The sequence below is a fragment of the Microcoleus sp. S28C3 genome (assembly GCF_036700785.1).
GTDB lineage: Bacteria > Cyanobacteriota > Cyanobacteriia > Cyanobacteriales > Microcoleaceae > Microcoleus > Microcoleus asticus.
The window spans coordinates 35,784-58,699 of the sequence record NZ_JAUBPO010000045.1; the positions used below are offsets into that span (position 1 = coordinate 35,784).

The 22,916-nt window shown below is 44.2% G+C and carries 12 protein-coding genes, 1 tRNA gene and 2 pseudogenes; 8 read left to right on the forward strand and 7 right to left on the reverse strand.

The genetic code is table 11. From position 1 onward, the window contains the following. Window positions 1-233 precede the first annotated feature (233 nt). The 6 genes from QUA13_RS15190 to dpdE all read left to right on the forward strand — a co-directional run bounded on the left by QUA13_RS15190 (window position 234) and on the right by dpdE (window position 9,000). Window positions 234-3,377 carry an efflux RND transporter permease subunit gene (locus QUA13_RS15190; RefSeq protein ID WP_333199735.1) on the forward strand — a complete coding sequence of 1,048 codons (3,144 nt, stop codon included), beginning with the start codon at window positions 234-236 and terminating at the stop codon, window positions 3,375-3,377. A gap of 139 nt (window positions 3,378-3,516) precedes the next feature. Next, window positions 3,517-3,588, forward strand: a tRNA-Gly gene (locus QUA13_RS15195). A gap of 54 nt (window positions 3,589-3,642) precedes the next feature. Continuing rightward, a complete protein-coding gene (gene trhO, locus QUA13_RS15200; RefSeq protein ID WP_333199737.1) occupies window positions 3,643-4,593 on the forward strand; it encodes an oxygen-dependent tRNA uridine(34) hydroxylase TrhO in 951 nt (316 codons plus the stop codon). Window positions 4,594-4,650: 57 nt separating this feature from the next. Next, on the forward strand, window positions 4,651-4,806 hold the full coding sequence (locus QUA13_RS15205; protein ID WP_333199738.1) for a hypothetical protein: 156 nt from the start codon (window positions 4,651-4,653) through the stop codon (window positions 4,804-4,806). Window positions 4,807-4,810: 4 nt separating this feature from the next. Beyond that, window positions 4,811-5,467, forward strand: coding sequence for a glutathione S-transferase (locus tag QUA13_RS15210; protein WP_333199740.1), 657 nt, complete (start codon window positions 4,811-4,813; stop codon window positions 5,465-5,467). A gap of 197 nt (window positions 5,468-5,664) precedes the next feature. Further along, window positions 5,665-9,000 (forward strand): protein DpdE, encoded by a 3,336-nt coding sequence (gene dpdE, locus QUA13_RS15215; RefSeq protein ID WP_333199742.1) that lies wholly within the window; start codon window positions 5,665-5,667, stop codon window positions 8,998-9,000. A 133-nt stretch (window positions 9,001-9,133) separates the two neighbouring features. Here the strand turns inward: dpdE and QUA13_RS15220 are convergent, their stop codons facing one another. Next, window positions 9,134-9,364, reverse strand: coding sequence for a type II toxin-antitoxin system RelE/ParE family toxin (locus QUA13_RS15220; protein WP_333199744.1), 231 nt, complete (start codon window positions 9,362-9,364; stop codon window positions 9,134-9,136). Continuing rightward, window positions 9,288-10,245: pseudogene (locus QUA13_RS15225) on the reverse strand (IS630 family transposase). Before QUA13_RS15225 ends, QUA13_RS15220 begins: the two are co-directional and overlap by 77 nt. A 277-nt stretch (window positions 10,246-10,522) precedes the next feature. Between QUA13_RS15225 and QUA13_RS15230 the strand changes: the two are divergent. Both QUA13_RS15230 and QUA13_RS15235 read left to right on the forward strand, forming a co-directional pair. Beyond that, complete coding sequence (locus QUA13_RS15230; RefSeq protein WP_333199746.1) at window positions 10,523-18,103, forward strand: PAS domain S-box protein; 7,581 nt, start codon at window positions 10,523-10,525, stop codon at window positions 18,101-18,103. After that, window positions 18,096-19,127, forward strand: a complete 1,032-nt coding sequence (locus QUA13_RS15235; protein WP_333199748.1) for a PleD family two-component system response regulator — start codon at window positions 18,096-18,098, stop codon at window positions 19,125-19,127. The genes QUA13_RS15230 and QUA13_RS15235 overlap by 8 nt, the downstream gene beginning before the upstream one ends. Window positions 19,128-19,186: 59 nt before the next feature. Here the strand turns inward: QUA13_RS15235 and QUA13_RS15240 are convergent. The 5 genes and pseudogenes from QUA13_RS15240 to QUA13_RS15260 form a co-directional block, all read right to left on the reverse strand. After that, window positions 19,187-20,143, reverse strand: a pseudogene (locus QUA13_RS15240) (IS630 family transposase). Between the two features lie 28 nt (window positions 20,144-20,171). Further along, a complete protein-coding gene (locus QUA13_RS15245; protein WP_333199750.1) occupies window positions 20,172-20,336 on the reverse strand; it encodes a hypothetical protein in 165 nt (54 codons plus the stop codon). Further along, window positions 20,333-20,536: a hypothetical protein gene (locus tag QUA13_RS15250; RefSeq protein WP_172186847.1), complete on the reverse strand. Its 204-nt coding sequence runs from the start codon at window positions 20,534-20,536 to the stop codon at window positions 20,333-20,335. Before QUA13_RS15250 ends, QUA13_RS15245 begins: the two co-directional genes overlap by 4 nt. Window positions 20,537-20,723: 187 nt before the next feature. Beyond that, entirely contained in the window at window positions 20,724-21,935 is a 1,212-nt protein-coding gene (locus tag QUA13_RS15255) for a pentapeptide repeat-containing protein (RefSeq protein WP_333199752.1), read from the reverse strand. A 122-nt stretch (window positions 21,936-22,057) separates the two neighbouring features. Further along, a complete protein-coding gene (locus tag QUA13_RS15260) occupies window positions 22,058-22,696 on the reverse strand; it encodes a Uma2 family endonuclease (RefSeq protein WP_333199754.1) in 639 nt (212 codons plus the stop codon). Between the last annotated feature and the right edge of the window lie 220 nt (window positions 22,697-22,916).

A 22,916-nucleotide genomic window follows, 5' to 3' on the forward strand; every position in this document is an offset into this window, starting at 1 on the left:
ATTAGTGATTAGTTAGTAGTCAGTAGTCAGTAGTCAGTAGTCAGTAGTCATTAGTCAGTATTCAGTAAGTGTAAGGTGCGGACTTAGCACCCTACAGTATTACTTTTTTTAAACGAACGGCGAAGACGCGAAGGACGCAAAGGAAGAGAATAAAGAAGAGAATAAAGAAGAGAGAAAGCAGGAACTGTATTACCAATGCCCAATGCCCAATGCCCCATTCCCCATTCCCCATTATGTCTTTCAACATTTCGGCTTGGTCGATAAAACAGCCAGTGCCCACGATTGTTTTATTCTTAGTTCTGACAATCGGGGGTTTACTATCATTTCCGCTTTTAGGCATTGATGATTCACCGAATATTGATGTGCCTTCAGTTTCGATATCCGTCAGCCAACCGGGGGCAGATCCAGCAGAACTTGAATCTCAAGTCACGAAAAAAGTAGAAGATGCTGTTGCTGGTTTGGGTAATATCGACCACATTATCTCTACAGTGAATGATGGTTCTTCTAATACAACAGTTAACTTTTTATTGGGAACAAATAGCGATCGCGCTACTAACGATGTCCGCAACGCGATCGCCCAAATCCGCCAAAGCTTGCCCCAAGACATTAACGACCCCGTTGTCAAGCGAGTCGAATTTGCCGGCAGTTCAATTATGTCTTACGCGGTTGTTTCCGATCGCCAAACCGTAGAACAGTTAAGCGAATTAATCGACCAAAACATCAGCCGCGTCCTCCTCTCCGTCAAAGGTGTCGCTCAAGTGCAGCGAATCGGAGGCAGAGACAGGGATATTCGAGTCGATTTAAACCCCGAACAACTGCAAAGTCTCGGCATTACAGCTACTCAAGTTAACGACCAAATTCGCAATTTTAACATCAATTTACCGGGCGGCAGAACTGAAATTGGCAATTCCGAGCAAACAGTCCGCACCCTCGGCAGTGCCAAAACAATCGAACAGTTGAAAACTTATCAAATTACCTTGCCTAAAGGTGGTTTTGTGCCGCTTTCCACTTTGGGAGAAGTTGGTGAAGGCTATGCAGAAGCGCGTCAGGCGGCACGGCTCAATAACAAACCTGTAGTGGCTTTTTCCATCCTCCGCAGTACCGGCAGCACTCTGGTAACAGTAGAAGAAGCGGTGCGGGAAACTGTTAAAAGACTGGAAAAAACTTTGCCGCCTGATGTCAAGCTGGAACTTATTTATACTTTAGCCGACCACATTCGAGATTCTTATGAAGCTTCTGTAGATGCTTTAATTTTGGGGGCGGCTTTAGCGGTAATAACTATTTTAATCTTTTTGCGGGATTGGCGCGCAACTTTAATTGCTTCTGTTGCCTTACCGCTGTCGGCAATTCCTACTTTTGCTGTGCTCCGGCTTTTGGGCTACACCCTCAACAGTATGACTTTGTTGGCGCTGTCGCTGGTGGTGGGAATATTAGTAGATGATGCGATCGTCGAAATTGAGAATATCGAACGTCACGTCGGGATGGGGAAAACTCCCTATCAAGCTTCTTTGGATGCTTCGGCTGAAATTGGTTTGGCTGTTGTTGCTACTACGATGACGATTGTTGCGGTATTTGCGCCGGTGGCTTTTATGCCGGGAATTCCCGGTCAGTTTTTTCGGCCTTTTGGGGTGACGGTTTCGGCGTCGGTGTTATTTTCGCTGTTAGTAGCCCGAACCGTTACTCCGATGATGGCGGCTTATTTGTTTAAGGAGAAAGGACACCATCAGGAACTCAAAAAAGACCAACTTTCTTATCAGTACCGCAGGCTTTTGACTTGGGCGCTGAAGCATCGGGCGATCGTCTTAATTTTAAGTGTAGCTTTGTTTTTCGGCAGCGTTCAATTAATACCTTACATTCCGACTGGGTTTATCGATCGCGATGATACCGGACTTTCGACTGTCTCTATTGAATTGCCTCCGGGCTCGACTTTACAGCAGACAGATTCAGCAGTGCAGCAAGCAACTCAATTATTGCTCGCTCATCCAGCCGTAGATAGCGTTTTGGAGACTGAAGGTGCTCCGACAGTTTCCGGGGGTGCCGGAGGCGGCGGCGGGGGCGCTAGCGGGGTGAATACAGCCAGTCTTTACGTGAAATTGAAACCCGCCGATAAGCGGATCGGACAACAGCGATTTGAAGAGGAAATGCGGCCGAAACTTCGCGATGTTCCCGGTGTGCGGCTGAGTTTTGCTCAAGGGCGTGTGGGCGGTAGGAAGCAAATGTCGATCGTCCTAAAAAGCGAAAATGCCGAAGCTTTAACTAAAACTGCTGAAGCTCTCACGCTACAAATGAGGCAAGTTCCGGGACTGATTGAGGTACAGTCTAGCGCGAGTTTGGTAAAGCCAGAAATTTTGGTGAAACCCGATCCGAATCGGGCGGCGGATCAGGGTGTATCGGTGCAGCAAATTGCTCGAACTGCATCTCTGGCAACGATTGGAGATATTGACTCGAATCTTGCTAAATTTGATTTGCCGGACAGACAAATTCCGATTCATGTAATGTTGGCGCCACAGTTTCGCAGCGATATCGAAACAATTAAGAATCTGCAAGTACCGGCGAAAAATAATACTTTGGTGCCGTTGAGGGCCGTGGCGGATATTGGTTTGGGCAGCGGGCCTTCTCAGATCGATCGCTACGACAGAGCCCGTCAAGTATCTGTAGAGGGGAATTTGTTGCAGGGTACGACTTTGGGAGAAGCTTCGGTGGCGGTGAAGAAACTGCCTGCAATGAATCCTTTGCCCCCCGGCGTGGAACAGGAATCTTCGGGAGATGCGAAGGTGATGCAGGATGTGTTCAGCGGTTTTGCGGGGGCTCTGGGAACGGCGGTACTGTTTATTTATGCTGTGTTGGTGCTGCTGTTTGCCAATTTCCTGCATCCGGTGACAATTATGGCCGCCTTGCCTTTGTCTCTGGGTGGCGCGCTGCTGGGACTGCTGGTGGGACAAAAGTCTCTCGGGCTGTACGCTTTGATTGGCGTGGTTTTGCTGATGGGAATTGTGACGAAAAATTCGATTTTGCTGGTGGATTACGCGATTATGAATCAGCAGGAAGGCAAGCCGATGTACGAGGCGACGCTGGATTCGGGGGTGGCGCGGTTGCGGCCGATTTTGATGACGACGATCGCGATGATCGCTGGGATGGTGCCAATTGCTCTGGGAATTGGCGCTGGTTCGCAAACTCGCAGCCCGATGGCAATGGCGGTAATTGGCGGTTTGATGACTTCTACGCTGCTGACTCTGGTGGTGATTCCGGTGGTTTTTACTTATATGGACGGTTTGCAAATCTGGATTTTTAATCTGATGCGGGGGAAGAAAAGGGAGAGAAGGGCGATCGAAGGCAACATAGAAAGCCCAAATGGTAGAGTCAAAATTGGAAAATAGCGATCGGCTGCCGCCCAATATTGACCGTCAAAATGTTATACTCAAAATCAGAAAATAGTTGTACAATGTTTTTCTAGTCGTTTTTTACCGCGACGCCTCAAAAATCAAAGAAGGTGAAAGCAGGTAAAAAACACTAAGCGCGGGCGTAATTCAGTGGTAGAATGTCAGCTTCCCATGCTGAACGTCGTGGGTTCGAGTCCCACCGTCCGCTTTGAATGAATTTTCATAGAATTATGAAAATTAATTAGTGCTATAAATTCAATCTATGGCTTATTTCTTAACCGCTGCTTTATATAAGTTCGTTGAACTACCTGATTTTGCTGAGCTGAAAGCACCGCTACTCGATTGTTGCAACAACAACAACGTCAAAGGCACTATCTTGCTGGCCCAAGAAGGCATCAATGGCACTATTGCCGGTACGTCCGAGGGCGTACACGCAGTGCTGGCATTCTTGCGCAGTGACCCGCGTTTTGCCGATCTGGTACACAAGGAATCTTTCTCGGAAAAAGCACCTTTTTATCGCTTGAAAATACGCTTGAAGCGCGAAATAGTCACGATGGGGGTACCGGACATTAATCCCCGCCTCATGGCTGGCAAATATGTTAAGCCTGATGAGTGGAATAAGCTGCTTGACGATCCCGATGTTGTCGTGGTTGATGTGCGTAACGACTTCGAGGTATCTATGGGTACTTTTGAAGGCGCGATTAATCCAAAAACAAAAAGCTTTTCCGAATTACCTGAATGGGTGCTGCGGGAAACTGCTTTACGCAATAAACCCAAGGTGGCAATGTTTTGCACGGGTGGTATTCGCTGCGAGAAATCTACTGCTTTTTTGCGCAGTCAAGGTTTTGATGAAGTCTATCATCTCGAAGGCGGAATTTTAAAATATTTGGAAACGGTGCCGGAAGCAGAAAGTCGTTGGGAAGGTGAATGTTTTGTCTTTGATGAACGGGTTTCTGTTGGTCAGGGGTTAAAGTCGGGTAATTATGAACTTTGTCGCGGTTGTCGTCACCCGATTAGTCAGGAAGATAAGGCTTCTGAATTATTTGTACTTGGTGTGAGTTGTCCTCATTGTCATGACTCCAAAACTGAAACCAAAAAACAAGCCTTATCTGAACGTCAACGTCAGATTGAGCTTGCTAAGCGTCGCAACCAAGTACATATAGGCGCGCGCTACGATGATGCGAAGGAAAAAGTAGATGGTGCGATCGACTAATATGATTATTCACTAAGCTCAAAGAAACCCGGTTTCTCCGAAAAATCTTGTTTGGCGATGAGAAATATAGAAAGAAATCGGGTTTCTGACTCGTGTAGTATTGGCACTAAGCTCAAAGAAACCCAGTTTATACGAAAAATCTTGTTTGGCGACGAGAAATATACCAAGAAACCGGGTTTGGAACCCGAAAAACCCGATCGCGCGATCGACTAATTATATGTCAGCAACATATCCGATTTTGTATTCCTTTCGCCGCTGTCCCTATGCTATGCGCGCGCGCTTGGCCTTGATGGTTAGCAATCGGGTGTGTGAGTTGCGGGAAGTTGTTTTGCGAGACAAACCACAAGAGATGTTGGAAGTATCTGCCAAAGGTACAGTACCAATATTGATTGATGTTGACGGGCGCGTACTCGATCAAAGTATCGATATCATGTTGTGGGCATTGAGACAACACGATCCTGAAAAATGGTTGATGCCACAGCAAGGTTCTGTTGCAGAAATGCTGGAACAAATTGCTCTATTTGATGATAGGTTTAAATATCATCTTGACCATTATAAGTACCCCGATCGTTATCGCGGTGTTGATGCCCAAGTACATCGTTATGAAGGTTCTTTACTCCTGGAAAAACTCAACTCACAGTTAAGTGCCACTAAATATTTATTTGGTAACAATGTAGCATTCGCTGATATGGCGATCGCACCTTTTGTTCGTCAATTCGCTCATACCGATCGAAATTGGTTCAACGAACAGCCTTGGCCGCAGCTACAAGCTTGGTTAGCAGGGTTTACAGAGTCGGAAATTTATAGCAGTGTTATGCAGAAATATCCGAAATGGGAATCCGGTAATGCAGGCGTTATTTTTCCTTCCTCGTAATTACTTATTCTTATTCGCTGCCCGCATATTTATTAACTTCCCAAAATGTTATTTACCATGCTAAACTTATTGTTTTGAGAATACTAGATTTACTGTCATTTGACTAGAAAAGTGACGCAGGCAAAAATCGCCTTTTGCTAATTTTTTTAACGTGAAAGGATTTGCTGTATTCTAGTAAATGTTATCAGGCTAAAACTATGATTGATGTTGGTTCGTTAGTTCGATCGCCCAGAAACGATTTGGGAGTCGGAAAAGTTGTCGAGGTATCGCGTACTGATGCCGTAGTTGAATATTTTTGCTCAGTTAAAAACCGCATCCGCAAAACTGTGCCATTGGGTTTGCTGCAAGAAGCTAGACTTCAGCGCCAAACCCGCTGCTACCTCTGGAGTACAACTCAGGAAAGATGGATAATTGGGCGAGTTTATGACTGGGATGAAGATAAATTAGAGTACGAAATTGACCTCCCCGACAGCCAAAGTTTGCAAGCTGTCGAAACCGAACTTTACGTCCGCTGCAATATCCCGATCGCCGATCCGATCGACATTTTAGCAGTCAAAGGTCAAGAAACGCCGTATTTTCACGATCGCCGATTGGCATTCGTTCAATCTGCGATCGAACAGCGGGCCGTCAGCCGCGGCATGACGGGTTTAATTTCTGCTAACATAGACCTCTATCCGCACCAAGTAGAAGTCGTCCGCCGCGTCCTAGAAGACCCAATCGTGCGCTATTTATTGGCAGACGAACCAGGACTGGGAAAAACAGTAGAAGCCGGCACAATTCTCCGCCAATTCCTGCTAGACGAACCTAACGGACGCGCTGTGGTACTGGTTCCGAAATATTTGCTCGAACAGTGGCGGCAGGAGTTGGAAAATAAATTCTATTTGTCTCATTTTGCTGACCGAGTGCAGCTTGTTGCTGTTAGCGACATCAATCAAATTAGCCGCAACGCTAACCTAGATTTTTTGATTGTGGATGAAGCGCATGATGTGGCGGCAATGGCAAATTCGAGCGATCGCGCTCAGCAGCAGTCCTTTGAACTTTGTCAGAAACTAGCTCAAAAAAGTAAAAATGTATTGTTATTATCTGCAACGCCAGTTCTCGGCCGCGAGCAAGATTTTCTAACGATGCTGCACTTGCTAGATCCCACAACTTACCGTCAAGACGATCTGGAAAGCTTCAAAGAACAGGTGCAAAACCGTCAAGAAATCGGCCGCGCTTTGCTGGATTTTCGAGAAAATGCCAAGCCTGCTGTTTTGCAAACCAAACTCGCTCAACTCCGCACTCTTTTTGCAAAAGATGATTATTTAATCGGATTGGCAACAGAGTTAGAAAGCTGTTTGAAAACTAAAGAAACAGCAGAACAGGCTCGCCTTGTCCGAACTATTCGCACTCACGTTAGCGATACTTACCGCCTGCATCGCCGCATCCTTCGCAACCGCCGGGATGCGGTTGAGGATGTGATTTTCGACCGAGATGCTGTCCCCAAAGCCGAGTACGATCTGAATGATGAACAGTGGTCGGAAATTCAAACCGTACTCGATAAATGGCGCACAGTCGCTCCCAAGTCGAGCGAATATCAGAGAATTTTTCTGCTGTTTTTCCGCGCTTCTGGTACTTGGCTGAATGTTTTAGAACGGGTTGTCAAAGCTCGCTTGCAGAAAAAATCGACTCCAGAACTCGATCGCGAATTTGGACAAAATGACACAGCAATTTTGACCAAAACTGCGCTGTTTCCCGAAGAAAGGGAAATGCTGGAAACCTTGCTCAACACGCTGGAAAAGCCCCAGGAAGGGCTCGATCGACTGAGTTTGTTACGAATCGCCATTCTCCGATTTCTCGCAGTTGCTTTGAAGGTTCCGCGCGAGTATCACAGCAATTCTCGCGATTTGCTGTCGAGAATTCAACAGCAAATTAAACGACCGATTCCCGGCGAGCGTTTCCCGAAAATTGTGATTTTTACCAGTTTTACGGCAACTTGTAAAGAGATTGCAGAAAATTTAGCTAAAATCTTTGGTAAAAATGCGATCGCCAGCCATGACACGAGCAAATCGGCTGATGATGTTGAGGCTAGTCTCAAGCGGTTTAAGACTGAACCCCATTGCTTTATCTTAGTGTGCGATCGATCGGCGGAAGTAGGGGTAAACCTGCAATTGACAGATTGGTTAGTTCACTTCGATTTGCCCTGGTTTCCCAACCAGTTAGAACAAAGACTCGGCAGAGTCGATCGCATTGGCAGCAAAATGGGAGTGCAATTTTGTTTGTTTGCAGGGCCGGATTTGCCAGAGAGTCCCCACGAAGCTTGGTTTCAAGTTTTAAAAGATGGGTTTGATATCTTCAACAAATCTATTGCCAGCCTTCAGTTTTATGCTGAGGCAAAAATTATCAAACTTGAAGAAAAGTTGTTTGCTGAGGGAGGCAAGGGCTTATCCAGCGAAATTGAAGCGATTAAAACTGAAATCGAACAAGAGAAAATCAAAATTGACGAACAGTACGTTCTCGATGAAATTGATACTCTTGATGACAGTGCATCTCAGTATTTTGAATCTCTCGACAACTGCGATGCTAAGCATAAAGAAATGCAGCGGGCGACTGAAGGTTGGTTGTGTCAAGCTCTCCACTTCAAACAAATCGAACATCCGAGTGTATCGGGGTTGCTGCGCTATCAACCTACTCAAAAAACGTTGATTCCGTCGAACGATTTGAGAACCAGATTGATTCCTTATTGCCAGCAATATGGCAGTTACAATCGCCGTATTGCTTATCAGAATGCGGATGTCGCTCTTTACCGAATTGGTGAGGGATTAGTTGATGCACTTGGCTCTTATATTCGCTGGGACGATCGCGGTCAAGCTTTTGCCATGTGGCGCCATGATGAAAGTTGGGATGATGCGCCTGGGAAGGAGTGGTTCGGCTTCCAGTTTAATTATTCAATCCAGACTGATGTGCAGCCTGCCGAGCAAGTTTTGCAAGCACAAAATATCGAAAATTACAACTTGAAAGCTTTGCAGCGCCGCGCTGATGCTCTGTTTCTGCAAACTTTTGAAACTGTGTTTGTAGATGCTCGTACCGAGCCGATGTCTCTGGTGGAAGATGCGGAACTTCTGGCGATTTTGCAGCGGGCTTATAAGGGGAAAGGCGGGCCGAATCGGGATTACAATTTGTCGAAAAATCGCACGTCGCTGATTGACAGTTTTGTCGATCCGCTAGAATGGGATGATTTTTGTCAAAAGGGACGGGTGGTATCGGAGGAATTGCTGCGCGGGCGATCGGCTTTTGTGGAAATGTGCGAGCAATCTGCTGTCAGTGCTGCAATCCAACTCGAAAACCGGGTAAATCAATTGCAATTGCGCTTGAATCGACTTTCTAAATCCGAACAAGCTTTAGAATCGGTTTTGGCTGATGAAATCAGTACGGAAAGTTTGTTGAGTCAAGCGGTTTTAGCGGGTATTCGCCGCCCGCACATGACTCTTGAGTCTGTGGGATTTATTGTGATTTCTGGGCGTGCTCCTGTAAAGTCGGAGGATGAAGGATAATTTGTTTGGAAGTTCGATCGCTCTTTTTGACCCCATTCGGAAGCACAGGCGAGACGCTCGTGCCACGAGGGACGGATATGGATAAAAGGGCGATCGCTTTTTATTTAATTAAACTGTAAGAGTGAAAACAGCTTTAGGGTGGAAAGTAGCGATAAATATCTTTCCGGTGAAGAACTCTTGCAAAAGTAACTGTTTCGCCATCAAAATAAAAACCTATTCGATAGTCGCCAACCCGAAACCGATACGCATTATCCTCGCCTTTCAATTTTTTTAAGTTATAGCGTTTCCTATAGTAATGAGGTACAGTAGCAACAATGAGCAAACCAGTTACGAATATCTTTTTTAGTAACTTGTAGCATCGCATCTGTAATTGAATCAATTAAGTCTAAATAATTTCTGGCTTTAAGTTTTCTTAACAGAGATTTCACTTTTGACCAAAAATTTTCAATTGGGGAAAAGTCGGGAGAGTAAGGAGATAAATAAATTAACTTTGCTCCTGCCTCTTCGATAAATTCTTTCACCATTTCTCCGCAATAAATTTTAGCATTATCCATAACTACACAAGCACCTTGCCAAAGTTTAGGGACTAATTCTCTCAGGATAAATGCTTCAAATGTTATGACATTTACTGCACCATAAATATTTGTTGAAGCTACCACTTCTGTACTCGATAAAGCAGATATTAAAGAAATATTAGTTCCCCTTTTTAGTGGTTTTTCTCCTCTCGCTCTTTTACCTTTTAAGGCTCTGACTTATAGTCGTACCATTGCTAGATTAACTCCGGATTCATCTATAACTATCAGGTCTTCTGCCCTGATGCCCCTGATTTTATCCCAAAATTCTACTCGGGATTTTTGAACTCGTTCGCTTGTTTTCTCTGCCGCATATAGTGTTTTTTTTTGAAAGTATAATTGAGTTGATTGCTAATTCTTCCCATGGTCGATATACTTAATTTTATTCCGGTTTTTAACTCAAGCATTTCAGTGAGTTATTTTAAAGTTGCATCATTATTTTCTTCTATTATTTCCACTAAAGTCACTAATTGTTCGCTCTTTAATTTTGTGGGTGGACTTCTTCCTCGAGCATTCTTGACTTATATCTCCTGTCTACGCAGGCTCTTTTTAGTAATTTTTGAACAAAGCTCTTGGCTACCTTAAAACGTTCTGCTAGTTTTCTTATTGAGATATTTTCTTGTTCTCTCACTTCTATTATTTTTTTTCTAAAATCTAGTGAATACGGTTGCATTGATGATTTTCTTCTAAATAGTTTTACTTTACCAAGTGTACCTCATAGCTGTGAAAAACGCTATATATTTCTACACAAAGGGGTATTGACAAAATTTCCTCCCTTCTAACTTGTTACCAATGGGGTAACATTATCTTTGGGGTAGGCTAGCTTGTAACAATTCGGTTGCCTATCTTTTTTTAGCATAAATGGGCAAAATCTTTACTCCATAAAGATTTCAGGCGGGTTGTCACCCTCCCAGGGCGATCGCAAAAGTCGTTATTGCAGTTAGAAGAAAATGCTGGAACTTTGGAAAAACCTTTTTGCTATAGCACCGTTTATCCCTCACGGGCATTGCTATCTCTGGAAGCCAGGATTGGTGAGCCTTCATATCGCTTCCGACTCGCTGATTGCCCTGGCTTATTATTCAATTCCCATCACCTTGCTCTATTTTGTTCGCAAGCGACAAGATTTGCCCTACCCTTGGATATTTCTGCTATTTAGCACGTTTATCATCGCTTGTGGCACCACTCACCTGATGGAGATCTGGACGCTTTGGCATCCTACCTATTGGCTGAGTGGCTGCCTCAAAGCCATCACCGCATTGGTTTCAGTGGTGACAGCTATAGCGCTGGTGCCGTTAATCCCAAAAATATTAGCACTCCCCAGTCCCGCACAATTGGAGGCAGCTAATCGAGAACTAAAGCAGGAAATTAGAGAGCGTATCAAGGTAGAAGCAACCCTTCAAGAGCGGGAGCAGTTTTTAAGCAACATTTATAACTCTGTGACAGACACCCTTTGGGTGGTGGAGCAGCTTGAGGATGGCGAATTTCAATTTGTCAGCATGAATCGAGCTATTGGAACCCCAAGTGGAACTTTGGACGAGCATTGGATTGGTAAACGGCTGGACGAACTGTGGGACATCGAGACAACTGCTACGATTCGGGTGCGCTACTATGACTGTTTGCAGCAAGGTAAAACAATCTCTTATGAGGAGAATCTGCCTTTTGGAGAACAGATTTGTTGCTTTCTCACCACCTTAACGCCTTTAGTAGATCGCGATTTGCGAACTCGCTTACTCGGTATCAGCGTGAATATCACGGAGCGCAAGCGGGTTGAAAACGCTTTGAAAGAAAGTGAAGCTCGCTTCCAAGCATTCATGGATCACAGTCCTGCTGCTGCTTGGATTACCGATAGAAATGGACGATTTCTTTACTGCAGCCAAACCTATTTCCGGATGTTCAATTTGCCAAGTAACTATTCAATTGGCAAAACAGACCTTTCCATCTATCCAGCAGAATTCAGTCAAGAATATTTGAAAAATATTCGTAAAGTTGTAGAAACCAATCAAACGCTCGAAGCAATTGAACTGGCTCCCCTTGAGGACGGCAGCATTGGCGAGTTTTTGGTTTACAAGTTTCCTCTGCCCAGTTCATCAGGGCAAGTGTTGGTTGGCGGAGTCGCGATTGATATTACCGATCGCAAAAAAGCAGAGGCAGCTCTACAACAGCGAGAACAAGAGTTCCGCGCTTTAGTAGAAAATGCGCCCGACATTATCATGCGATTGGATCGGGAGTGCCGCTATCTTTATATCAACCCCACGGTTGAAAAACAATCGGGAATTCCTCCCGCTGCATTTATCGGTAAAACTATTAACGAGTTGGGTACGCCCGAAACGCTAGTTAATCTTTGGCGAACAGCCATTGAGCAAGTATTTGAAACAGGTCGCGAGCAAAACATTGAATACGAAATTCCATCTGTTGCAGGGCTAACTTATTATGCTTCTCGCGTGGTGCCTGAGTTTGGCAGTGATGGCTCGGTGCAATCGGTTTTAGCGATCGCTCGCGATATCAGCGAGCGCAAACTTGCAGAAGCAGCTCTAAAACAAGCTCGCGACGAGTTAGAAGTCAGAGTCAAACAACGTACTGCCCTACTCGCAACAGCAAATAAGGAATTGCAGCAGGAAATTAGCGAACGGCAAGCCGCGCTACGCGAACTCAAACAAGCACAAGCTGCCCTGAAAGCATCGGAAACCAGGCTCAAAGAAGTGCTTGACAATACAGCCGCTTTTATTTCCTCTGCCCGCATCCATCCCGATAAAGTTTGGGAATACAACTACTATTCCCCCAATGGAGAGGAGATTCTTGGCTACAAAGGAGAACAATTTGCTGCCGATCCTAATTTGTGGCTTTCTAGAGTTCCTGCCGAAGATATAGAGGCCATCGTGCTGCCAGCAATGGAAGATTTGTATGCCGGACGGCAAATAACCATCGAGTATCGATTCAGCCATAAAGATGGTAATTTGCGCTGGTTATCTAACACTTTGCTGGCTAGAAAACACAAATCTGAGGATTACTGGTTTGCCACCGGAATTGTTACCGACATCACCGAACGCAAACAAGCAGAAAAAGCATTGCAGGAAAGCGAACAGCGTTTTGCAACTTTAGCGAAAACTGCACCTGTAGGAATTTTCCGTAACGATACTCAAGGCTATTGCGTGTACGTCAACGAACGCTGTTTAGAGATGACCGGGCTTTCTTTAGGAGAATTAATCGGTGAGGGTTGGGCAACGCCGATATATCCAGACGATCGCGATCGCGTTACTACTGCTTGGTATAGCTTCGTACAACAAGGCATTCCCTATTACTGCGAAATCCGCTTGCAGCGGCGTGATAGCAGCATTATCTGGGTATTGGCACAAGCGATCGCCCAAAAAGACGCTGATGGAAACATCATCGGTTACATCGGCACTCTTACCGACATTACCGAGCGCAAACAATCAGAACAACTCCTAAAAGATTACAATCAACTTCTAGAAGCTCAGGTACAAGAACGCACGGCTGCACTGACTCAAACAAATGCTCAATTAGAGCAGGAAATTGAGGAACGCAAGCAAATAGAAGACCAATTACGGCGCAGCGAAGCTAAACTATCAGCCGTCCTAGATAATGCAGGGGCTTGTATTTATATCAAAGATTTGAATGGCACCTACATCTATGTCAATCGCTTAACTGAGGAATTTTTTGGGTGTAGCGCATCTGAAATTATTGGAGCGAACGATTGCAAATTTTTTGCTGAAGAATTTGTTTTAGCTTACAAAGAAACTTGCGATCGCGTAACAAACAGCGGTGTCGTCCATCGCTTTGAGGAAATTGGAATTGATAATAATGGAGAGCTGCATCACGTTTTATCGACCAAAGTTCCTCTAAAAAATTCTGACGGCAATGTTTATGGCCTGTGCGGTATTTCGACAGATATTACCGAACTCAAGAAGACAGAAGCCGCTCTCCGACAAAGCGAAGAACGAATGCAGGCGCTTTTGAGTGCCATCCCCGATTTGATGTTTAGGCATCGAGTAGATGGCACTTATTTAGATGTGGCAGGAAATGACACCTCCTTGTTGGTACCGCGCGAAATGCTAATTGGCACAAAGTTACAGGAAACGCCCATTCCCGAACAAATTAAAACCGACTTGCTCGAACGTTTCCAGGCAGTTGCGGAAACTGGAACGCCACAACTTTACGAACACGACCTGGAAAAACCGGATGGCATCTACAGCTACGAAACGCGCATTGTGAAAAGTGCTGTCGATGAGGTCGTGTGTCTCGTGCGCGATATCACCGAACGCAAGCGCGCGCAAGCCGCTCTCCAAGAAAGCGAAGAACGCTACCGTAGTGTGATAGCAGCGATGGCAGAGGGTATTGTCTTGCAAGATGCTAACGGTGCGATTCGTACTTGTAATGCCAGTGCCAAACGCATTTTGGGCTTGTCTCGCAAGCAAATGATGGGGCGCACTTCTCTCGATCCCGCTTGGCGAACACTTCGCGAAGACGGTTCGCCCTTCCCCGGAGAAGAACACCCGGCAATGGTGACGCTGCGAACGGGTAAAGCTTTCTCTAACGTGGTGATGGGAGTCCACAAACCAGATGGTAGTTTTACCTGGATTTCCATTAATACTCGACCTATATTTCGATTTGATGAATCTCTTCCTAAGGGAGTTGTATGCTCGTTTGCTGATATTACTGCTTCTAAACAGGCAGAAGAGGCCCTGCGGCAAAGTGAAGCGCGTTATCGTGGCATTCTTGAAGATCAGACAGAACTAATTGCTCGGTTGTTACCCGATGGCACTTTTACTTATGTCAACGAAGCTTACTGCCAATTTTTTGGCATAACGCGGGAAGAACTTGTGGGATATAACTACGAACCCGTTGTGCTTGAGGAAGATCGAGAATATGTCACTCAATGCGTCAATAAAATCAGTTGGCAAAATCCAGTTGTTACTGTTGAAAATCGAGTCATTGCTTGCGGGAAAATACGTTGGACACAATGGATTAACCGAGGCATATTTGATGACAACGGTCAGCTCGTAAAATTGCAAGTAGTAGGGAGAGATATCACCGATCGCAAACTTGCTGAAGAAAACTTGCGCCGCTACGAAAAGATTGTTGCCACTACTACTGATGCAATTTGTTTAATCGATCGCAACTATACCTATCAAATTGTTAACCAAGCATACTTGATTTGGCATAACCGCTGTCAGGAAGAGATACTCGGATATACTGTTAGTGAATTTTTAGGTAAAGACCTGTTTGAAACGCAAATCAAACCTAAAGTAGACCGATGTTTAGGTGGAGAGATTGTTCAATACGAAGAGTGGTTTAAATATGCAAACGGCGAAGAGAAATTTCTCAGCGCTATCTACTCTCCTTATGTAGAGCCAGATGGCAGTATTTCAGGCGTGGTGGCAAGTTTGCGTAACCTCACCAAACTGAAACAAATGGAAGTAGCTTTGCAGCAGAGCGAGTCTACCCTGCGAGCTTTCTTCAATAGCAGCGTCATGATGATGGGGATTGTAGAGCTGTATGAAGATGATATTTTGCTTCTGTCTGCTAACCTAGCAACAGGGCAGTTATTAAGCACCACTCTAGAAGCGTTGCAGAATCAATTCGTTAGCCAAACGGGAGTGCCGCGATCGCTTTTAGAACTTTGGCTGGGTCACTACAGGGAAGCTGTAAAAACTCAAGTTCCGGTTAGATTTGAATACTGTCGCGAAACTCCTACAGGACAAAAGTGGCTCTCTGCCAGCGTTTGCCCGATTTCCATTTGCTCCAGCGGTCGTCCGAGATTGTCGTATATTATCGAAGATATTAGCGATCGCAAACGAGCAGAAGAAGCACTGCGCCTTAGCGAAGGTCGGCTCAAACACCTAACGGCTAGTATTCCGGGAACCCTTTACTCCTATGGATACTATCCCGATGGTTCGACCAAGTTTGAATATATCAGTCTCGGTTGCCGAGATATGTTTGAAATTGAGCCGGAGCAGGCACTAGAAGAGCAAAGTACCATTTTGAAGCAATTTTCTTCTGAAGACGAACCTGAGCATAAAGAAGCAGTTGTTCGCGCCGTTCAAAACGTGCAACCTCTCACTTCTGAATGGCGCAATATAACTCCTTCTGGAAAACAAAGATGGCTGCGCGCCCAAGCTCAACCCGAATGCCGCGAAGATGGTTCTAAAGTTTGGCATGGGGTGATATTAGATATTACCGAGCGCAAACTTGCAGAAGAAAAGCTCGAACGGGCAGAGCATAAATATCGCACCTTGGTTGAGCAAATTCCAGGAGTCGTTTATATCTCTCCAATTGAGACAACAACCGAGAAAGCTTATATCAGCCCGCAACTGCAACAATTGCTGGAAATTCCTTCAGAAGAGTGGTCTGCTGGCTTCTTTAATAGTTGGGCTGATTTCGTACATCCAGAAGATCGCGATCGCGTTTTGCAAACCATAAGCACCAGTATTTCCACGAGAGAGCCATTGAGCGTCGAATATCGCATGATGACTCGCAATGGTAAAACGATCTGGGTAAGAGATATCTCAAATTTCGTTCTTGCCGCTGACGGACAGACTCAAGTGCTTCAGGGTTTAGCCTTCGATATTAGCGATCGCAAGCAAATGGAGCAAGCGCTGCAACAAAGCAACGAGCGTTTTCAACTAGCAGCATCGGCAGTAAAAGGATTTATTTACGACTCGGATCTCAAGCATAATATCGTTTTACGGACGCGGGGATTGTTTGAACTCGTTGGATACCTTCCTGAAGAAGCTGAAGCTAACTTCGAGTGGTGGAACGAACACGTTCACCCAGAAGATTTCCCCAAAATTTCTCAGCAACGATCTGAAGCCTTTGCGAACGAAACTCAAAGTTATTACGTGTTGGAATACCAACTTCGCCATCGAGATGGTCACTACGTTTACCTGTCCGATTACGGCACGATCGCGCGAGATGCCAACGGACAAGCAATTCGTGCCGTAGGTCATGCCATAGATGTCAGCGAACAGCAAGCTGCGCTTCAAGAACGCAGAAAGGCAGAAACAGCCTTGCAAAAAGCGCTCCAAGCCGCCCAAGCTGCATCCATCGCTAAAAGCCGCTTCCTATCCAACATGAGCCACGAACTGCGTACTCCTCTCAACGCCATTCTCGGTTTTAGCCAGGTGATGGTTCGCAGTAGTTCCGTTGCCTCTGAGCAAAAAGAACAGCTAAGAATCATCAATCGTAGTGGCGAACATTTGCTCAATTTAATCAACGATATTTTGTCAATGGCAAAAATTGAAGCAGGTCAAACTACGCTCAATGAAAATCGCTTTGACCTGTATCAGCTACTGAACGATCTAGAACAGATGCTCAAACTCAAAGCGATTTCCAAAGGCTTGCAGCTAACCTTTGAACCACCAGCATCAAATATTCCCCAATACGTGCAAGCTGACGAAAATAAATTGCGTCAAGTTTTAATTAATATTTTGGGAAATGCCATAAAATTTACTGCTTTTGGTCACATTGCATTGCGAGTGAAAAAGGGTCGGATATCCGAAAAATCTGACCTCCAAAACTTCAGCTCCAAAACCTATTTGTTGTTTGAAATTGAAGACACTGGCCCCGGCATTGCCCCCAATGAACTGGATACTTTATTTGACCCTTTCGTCCAAACAGAAGCAGGTCGCAAATCGATGCAAGGAACGGGGTTGGGCTTACCCATCAGCAAACAATTCATAGAGATGATGGGAGGAGAAATTGCTGTCAGCAGTCAACTCGGTCAGGGAACAATTTTCACTTTTGATATCCTCGCGAGCGAGGTTGCTGAACCTGATGAGAAGAGTTTATCGATTACCCAGCCGGTTATTGGATTAGAGCCAAATCAACCTGTGTACCGCATTCTAGTTGTTGAGGATGTCGAAGAGAACCGTCAGTTGCTCTTAAAAATACTCAAACCGTTAGGATTTGAAGTGCGAGAAGCGGTTAACGGTCAAGAAGCGATCGCTTTGTGGTCAACTTGGAAACCGCACCTAATCTGGATGGATATGCGAATGCCCGTCATGGACGGCTACGAAGCAACTAGAGAAATAAAAGCTCTGGAACAGCAAAGTGGAATAGCTGGAGAGAATCACAACTTACCTGCCAACTCATCACCTACTAACGCAACAAAAATTATTGCTTTAACTGCTAGTGCTTTTGACGAAGATCGAGCCAAGATTATGACAGCAGGCTGCGATGACTTTATACATAAGCCTTTCCGAGAGTCGATGCTATTTGACAAGATGGCTCAACACTTAGGAGTCCGTTATATCTATCAAGAGGATTTGCAGCATAGCTCACCCCAGCCAGCAACACTGAGAAACTTAACACCAGAGGATCTAAACGTCATGCCTTCGGAGTGGATAGCACAGTTCCGACAAGAGGTGCTTTATGCCAACGACGAGTTAATATTGCAGTTAATCGACCAAATTCCCGAAAGCGAGGCAAGTTTAGCACACACCCTCACAGATTTGGTTAATAACTTTCGCTTAGATATACTTTTCGATCTAATCCGAGCATCTATTAATGAATAATCATCAAGTACCCGCTTCCTTTGGGAACATCCTCATCGTTGACGATCATCCAGACAACCTCCGAGTTTTGTCCGCTATCCTTACCGAGTCTGGATATCAAGTCCGGAAGGCAATTAACGGTCAGCTAGCTTTAAAAGTTGCCCAAAATTCTCCCCCTACTCTGATTTTACTTGACATCTTGATGCCAGAAATGGATGGCTATGAGGTTTCCTCGTTGCTCAAAACTCATCCACAAACAGCGGAGATTCCAGTAATTTTTATCAGCGCTCTCGATGATGTATTTGATAAAGTAAAAGCCTTTGATGCTGGAGGGGTAGATTACATTACCAAACCCTTTCAGTCAGCCGAAGTTTTAGCTCGCATTAAAAACCAACTAATTATCCGCAATCTGTATCTCCAACTTCAGAAGCAAGCAGAGAAAATCGCCGAGCAAAATGCATTGCTACAACAGGAAATTAAAGATCGCAAACAAGCAGAATCTGCTTTGGTTGAAGCTAATATCAAGCTACAGTGTCTCGCCTCTTTAGATAGCTTAACAGGGGTCGCTAATCGTCGTCAGTTCGATGAATCTCTCAATAAAGACTGGCAACGGATGGCACGAGATCAATTACCCTTATCTTTGATTTTAGGCGACATTGATTATTTCAAAAAATACAATGATACTTATGGTCATTTAGCCGGGGATTTCTGTCTACAGCAAGTGGCTCAAGCGATTAGCCGTGCTATTAAGCGTCCGGCAGATATATTGGCTCGTTACGGAGGTGAAGAATTCGCTGTAATTCTACCTAATACAAAAGCTGAAGGAGCGCTAAAAGTCGCTGAGGCGATGCGGCATGAAGTGCTAGATCTTAAAATTGCCCACCCTCAATCTGCTGTTAATAAATACGTCACTTTGAGTCTGGGCGTTTCCAGTGTAGTTCCCCAGCACACCTCTGACCCCTCAATCTTGATTGCTGCGGCTGATAAAGTATTATATGAAGCTAAAGAGCAGGGGAGAAACCGCTCAATTGTGAAAACTTTTTAATCATTAGGCTTTGAGTTCAACTCAACTTGCTTCCCAGATAAATTGATTTATAGCGTTTCCTATAGTAATGAGGTACAGTAGCAACAATGAGCAAACCAGTTACGAATATCTTTTTTAGTAACTTGTAGCATCGCATCTGTAATTGAATCAATTAAGTCTAAATAATTTCTGGCTTTAAGTTTTCTTAACAGAGATTTCACTTTTGACCAAAAATTTTCAATTGGGGAAAAGTCGGGAGAGTAAGGAGATAAATAAATTAACTTGGCTCCTGCCTCTTCGATAAATTATTTCACCATTTCTCCGCAATGAATTTTAGCATTATCCATAACTACACAAGCACCTTGCCAAAGTTTAGGGACTAATTTTCTCAGGATAAATGCTTCAAATGTTATGACATTTACTGCACCATAAATATTTCTTGAAGCTACTACTTCTGTACTCGATAAAGCAGATATTAAAGAAATATTAGTTCCCCTTTTTAGTGGTTTTTCTCCTCTCGCTCTTTTACCTTTTAAGGCTCTGACCTATAGTCGTACCATTGCTATATCAACTCCGGATTCATCTATAAATATCAGGTCTTCTGCCCTGATGACCCTGATTTTATCCCAAAATTCTACTCGGACTTTTTAAACTCGTTCGCTTGTTTTCTCTGCCGCATATAGTGTTTTTTTTGAAAGTATAATTGAGTTGATTGCTAATTCTTCCCATGGTCGATATACTTACTTTTATTCCGGTTTTTAACTCAAGCATTTCAGTGAGTTCTTTTAAAGTTGCATCATTATTTTCTTCTATTATTTCCACTAAAGTCACTAATTGTTCGCTCTTGAATTTGGTGGGTGGACTTCCTCATCGAGCATTCTTGACTTATATCTCCTGTCTACGCAGGCTCTTTTTAGTAATTTTTGAACAAAGCTCTTGGCTACCTTAAAACGTTCTGCTAGTTTTCTTATTGAGATATTTTCTTGTTCTCTCACTTCTATTATTTTTTTTCTAAAATCTAGTGAATACGGTTGCATTGATGATTTTATTCTAAATAGTTTTACTTTACCAAGTGTACCTCATAGCTGTGAAAAACGCTATAACTATTGTCTGTAAATCATTAACATTGGGAATTTCCCCAAAAGCAAACTCCTTGATTTGCTGAAAAACAGGCGTACTTTTAAGAGCTTTTAAATCCTTCACAAAACTGGGCAGATATTCTACTTTCATTCTGTTTCCAGTTCTGCAAGTGCTTGCCGCAAATTTAACGGCTTTTCATTTTTTACTTCGCGCATAGCCAACAGAAGTCCTCTATCTTCGATAGCTTCTAGGAAATACTGATAGTCGGTATAATCTAGAATGACTTGACTAATGTTGCCTTCGGCATCTAATATTAATTTTTTGGCAAGTGGATAATCTTCTATCTTCATATACTTTTATGTTGAGATGAGTTGGGAGGGAATGATGGTTCTATTTTAACAGCGATTTTTTTTACAAGGTTTGATGATGGTCGATTCCCTACGGGATAGCTACGCTTCACGCTTTTTTTGAACCGCAGATGCAGGCGGATAAACGGGGATGGACGCAGATGGATCAAAGGGATCTCGCACTTAGGGACTAAACTTCCTCAAAAATTGCGCCTCGCTGCTGTAGATTCACCTGCATCTCCTCATCCATGCCTGAATTGTTCCCAAATCTGGCTGCCTCGACATTCGCACCGCTGAAATTAGTATTTGTTAAGTTCACTTCCAGCAGATTTGCGCCGCTCAAATTGGCACCGCTGAGGTTAGCTAAAGCCAGACTTGCTTTGTGCAAATCTGCGCCGCTTAAATCAGCATTTCCTAAGAAAGCGCCACTCAAATCTGCACCGCCGAATTTGGCATTTTGCAGGTTGGCGTCGCTGAAATCGGCATCGCTTAAGTTTGCACCCCGGAAATTTGCCCGATCGAGATTTGCGCTGCTAAAATCCACTGCACTTAAAGTCGTTCCGCGCAAGCTGCTACCCGCGAAATCCAGTGCTGGATTGAGATTGGCAATTTTTGCCAACTCCACAAAGTTGTCTGTTTCAGCGGAGATAACGCGATCGACCATTTTCTGCAATTCCGATTCAGCTTCCGGGACAATTTCCGCTTCGCGCGGTTCAACCGGAGGCAAATTGTAGGAAAATAGCGCCCAACTGAGAGCTGGTTGGAGTTTATTTGCTTGCAAATATACAGTCAGGATTCTTTCTAAAACTGAATGTTGATTTGGCGTGATATCGTGCGGCCATAAACCCTCCGCATCTGTGAGATAAATATCTTCTTTAGCCGCTTCAAAAGCCGCTGCCATCCGAAATTCATCGGCAGCTACTTCTCCTAGCTTAGCACTTTTTAGCAAACCTTTTAATACTGATTTGCCCTGTTCTACTGCAAAAATCCAAGCTGGCGTTGTATCATTGCTTATTGTGGAAACTTGACAAAATATGCTCTCTGTTTCCTTGCTTTTTTGCGGATTCTCGCCGCCCTGAACTCCCCGCTGATTTTCGCTAACTAAAATTTCTGCACTATTTTTAATCGGCAGGGTTTCTTCTATTGGCAAAAGCTTAAAAGAACCGACTAGCTGACGCGATGCTACGGGAATTTCGCAATTTTCTAGATAAAGATTGAGCGTCCCGCCTTGCAGACCAAATTTGACGCGACCACCTAGCAGGGGTTCCCAATGCTCGTTAAAATTCAGGCTCAAGTGAATGTCGAACTGCTGGGTTTGGGCTGCAACCGATGGAACTGGAATTGCTTCTAATTGCATCCACAAGCAATCTGGGTATTTGTTGTGAGACTCTAGCGATCGCATATCGGTAGATGTGCTGGCTTTGCCAGACTGTGATGGAGATTTTGAGGACTGCCTAATTTTTAATCTATCACACTACAGCATTTTTTAATCCATTGAAACTGGAAATTTTGTTTATCCGTCCTTCATGGGTTTTGCTGAATTTGGCTTTTTACCCAATTCCGAAATGCTTTCACTAATTCCAAATAGTCCATTGTTTCTGCTTGTTCCAAAAATCTGACAATTTCTAATATCGGTAAGCTGGGAAATGCTAAACTGCGATCGCTTTCCACGTATTCTCCATTTTCAAATCTGTTGATTCTAAGTCGCGATCCATTATAAATCCAAACTTCCGGCACTCCCAGATCAGCATACACCTGCAAGCTATTTTCAGAACGGCTGGTAATATCAATTTCCAACACTAAATCCGGCGGCGGATCTGGATTCATGTCGATTCTTTTTTTGCCTTTAACTGCACTAATATTCTGGATGTAAAAACATTTATCTGGTTCGACACCGCTAAGTTCAGGACGCTTGAAAGTTGTTGAACCAAGAGGTTCAATTCTCACATCTAATTCTTCCGCTAAGGTTTCAACAAATCGACCGAATACTTCTTTGAAACGTTCGTGTTCTGGGGAGGGTACCATAATTTCAAGATTGCCGCGATTATATGTCAGTCGAATTTGCCTATCGCCGATTTCGGCAAGCAAAGTTTCGTAGGTTTGCCAACTGATACCCGATAGCTGGACAATTTGTTCCGGGGGGGCGAGAGTTTGAGCGGTCATCTGATTTTAGATTTTAGATTTTAGATTTTAGATTTCTCCCCGGATAAATCCGGGGCCACAAACCAAATTGTTTTGGATGATAGTGCTAATTTTATGCTTCGTGCGTAGGCGCAAGCCGGGGCGTAGCCATCGCACTTTTACATTATATAGCGATCGCAAATGGTTTGTAAATCATAAATCATGTATAATCAGGTATGTGAATCTAAGTAGGAGTTGAAAT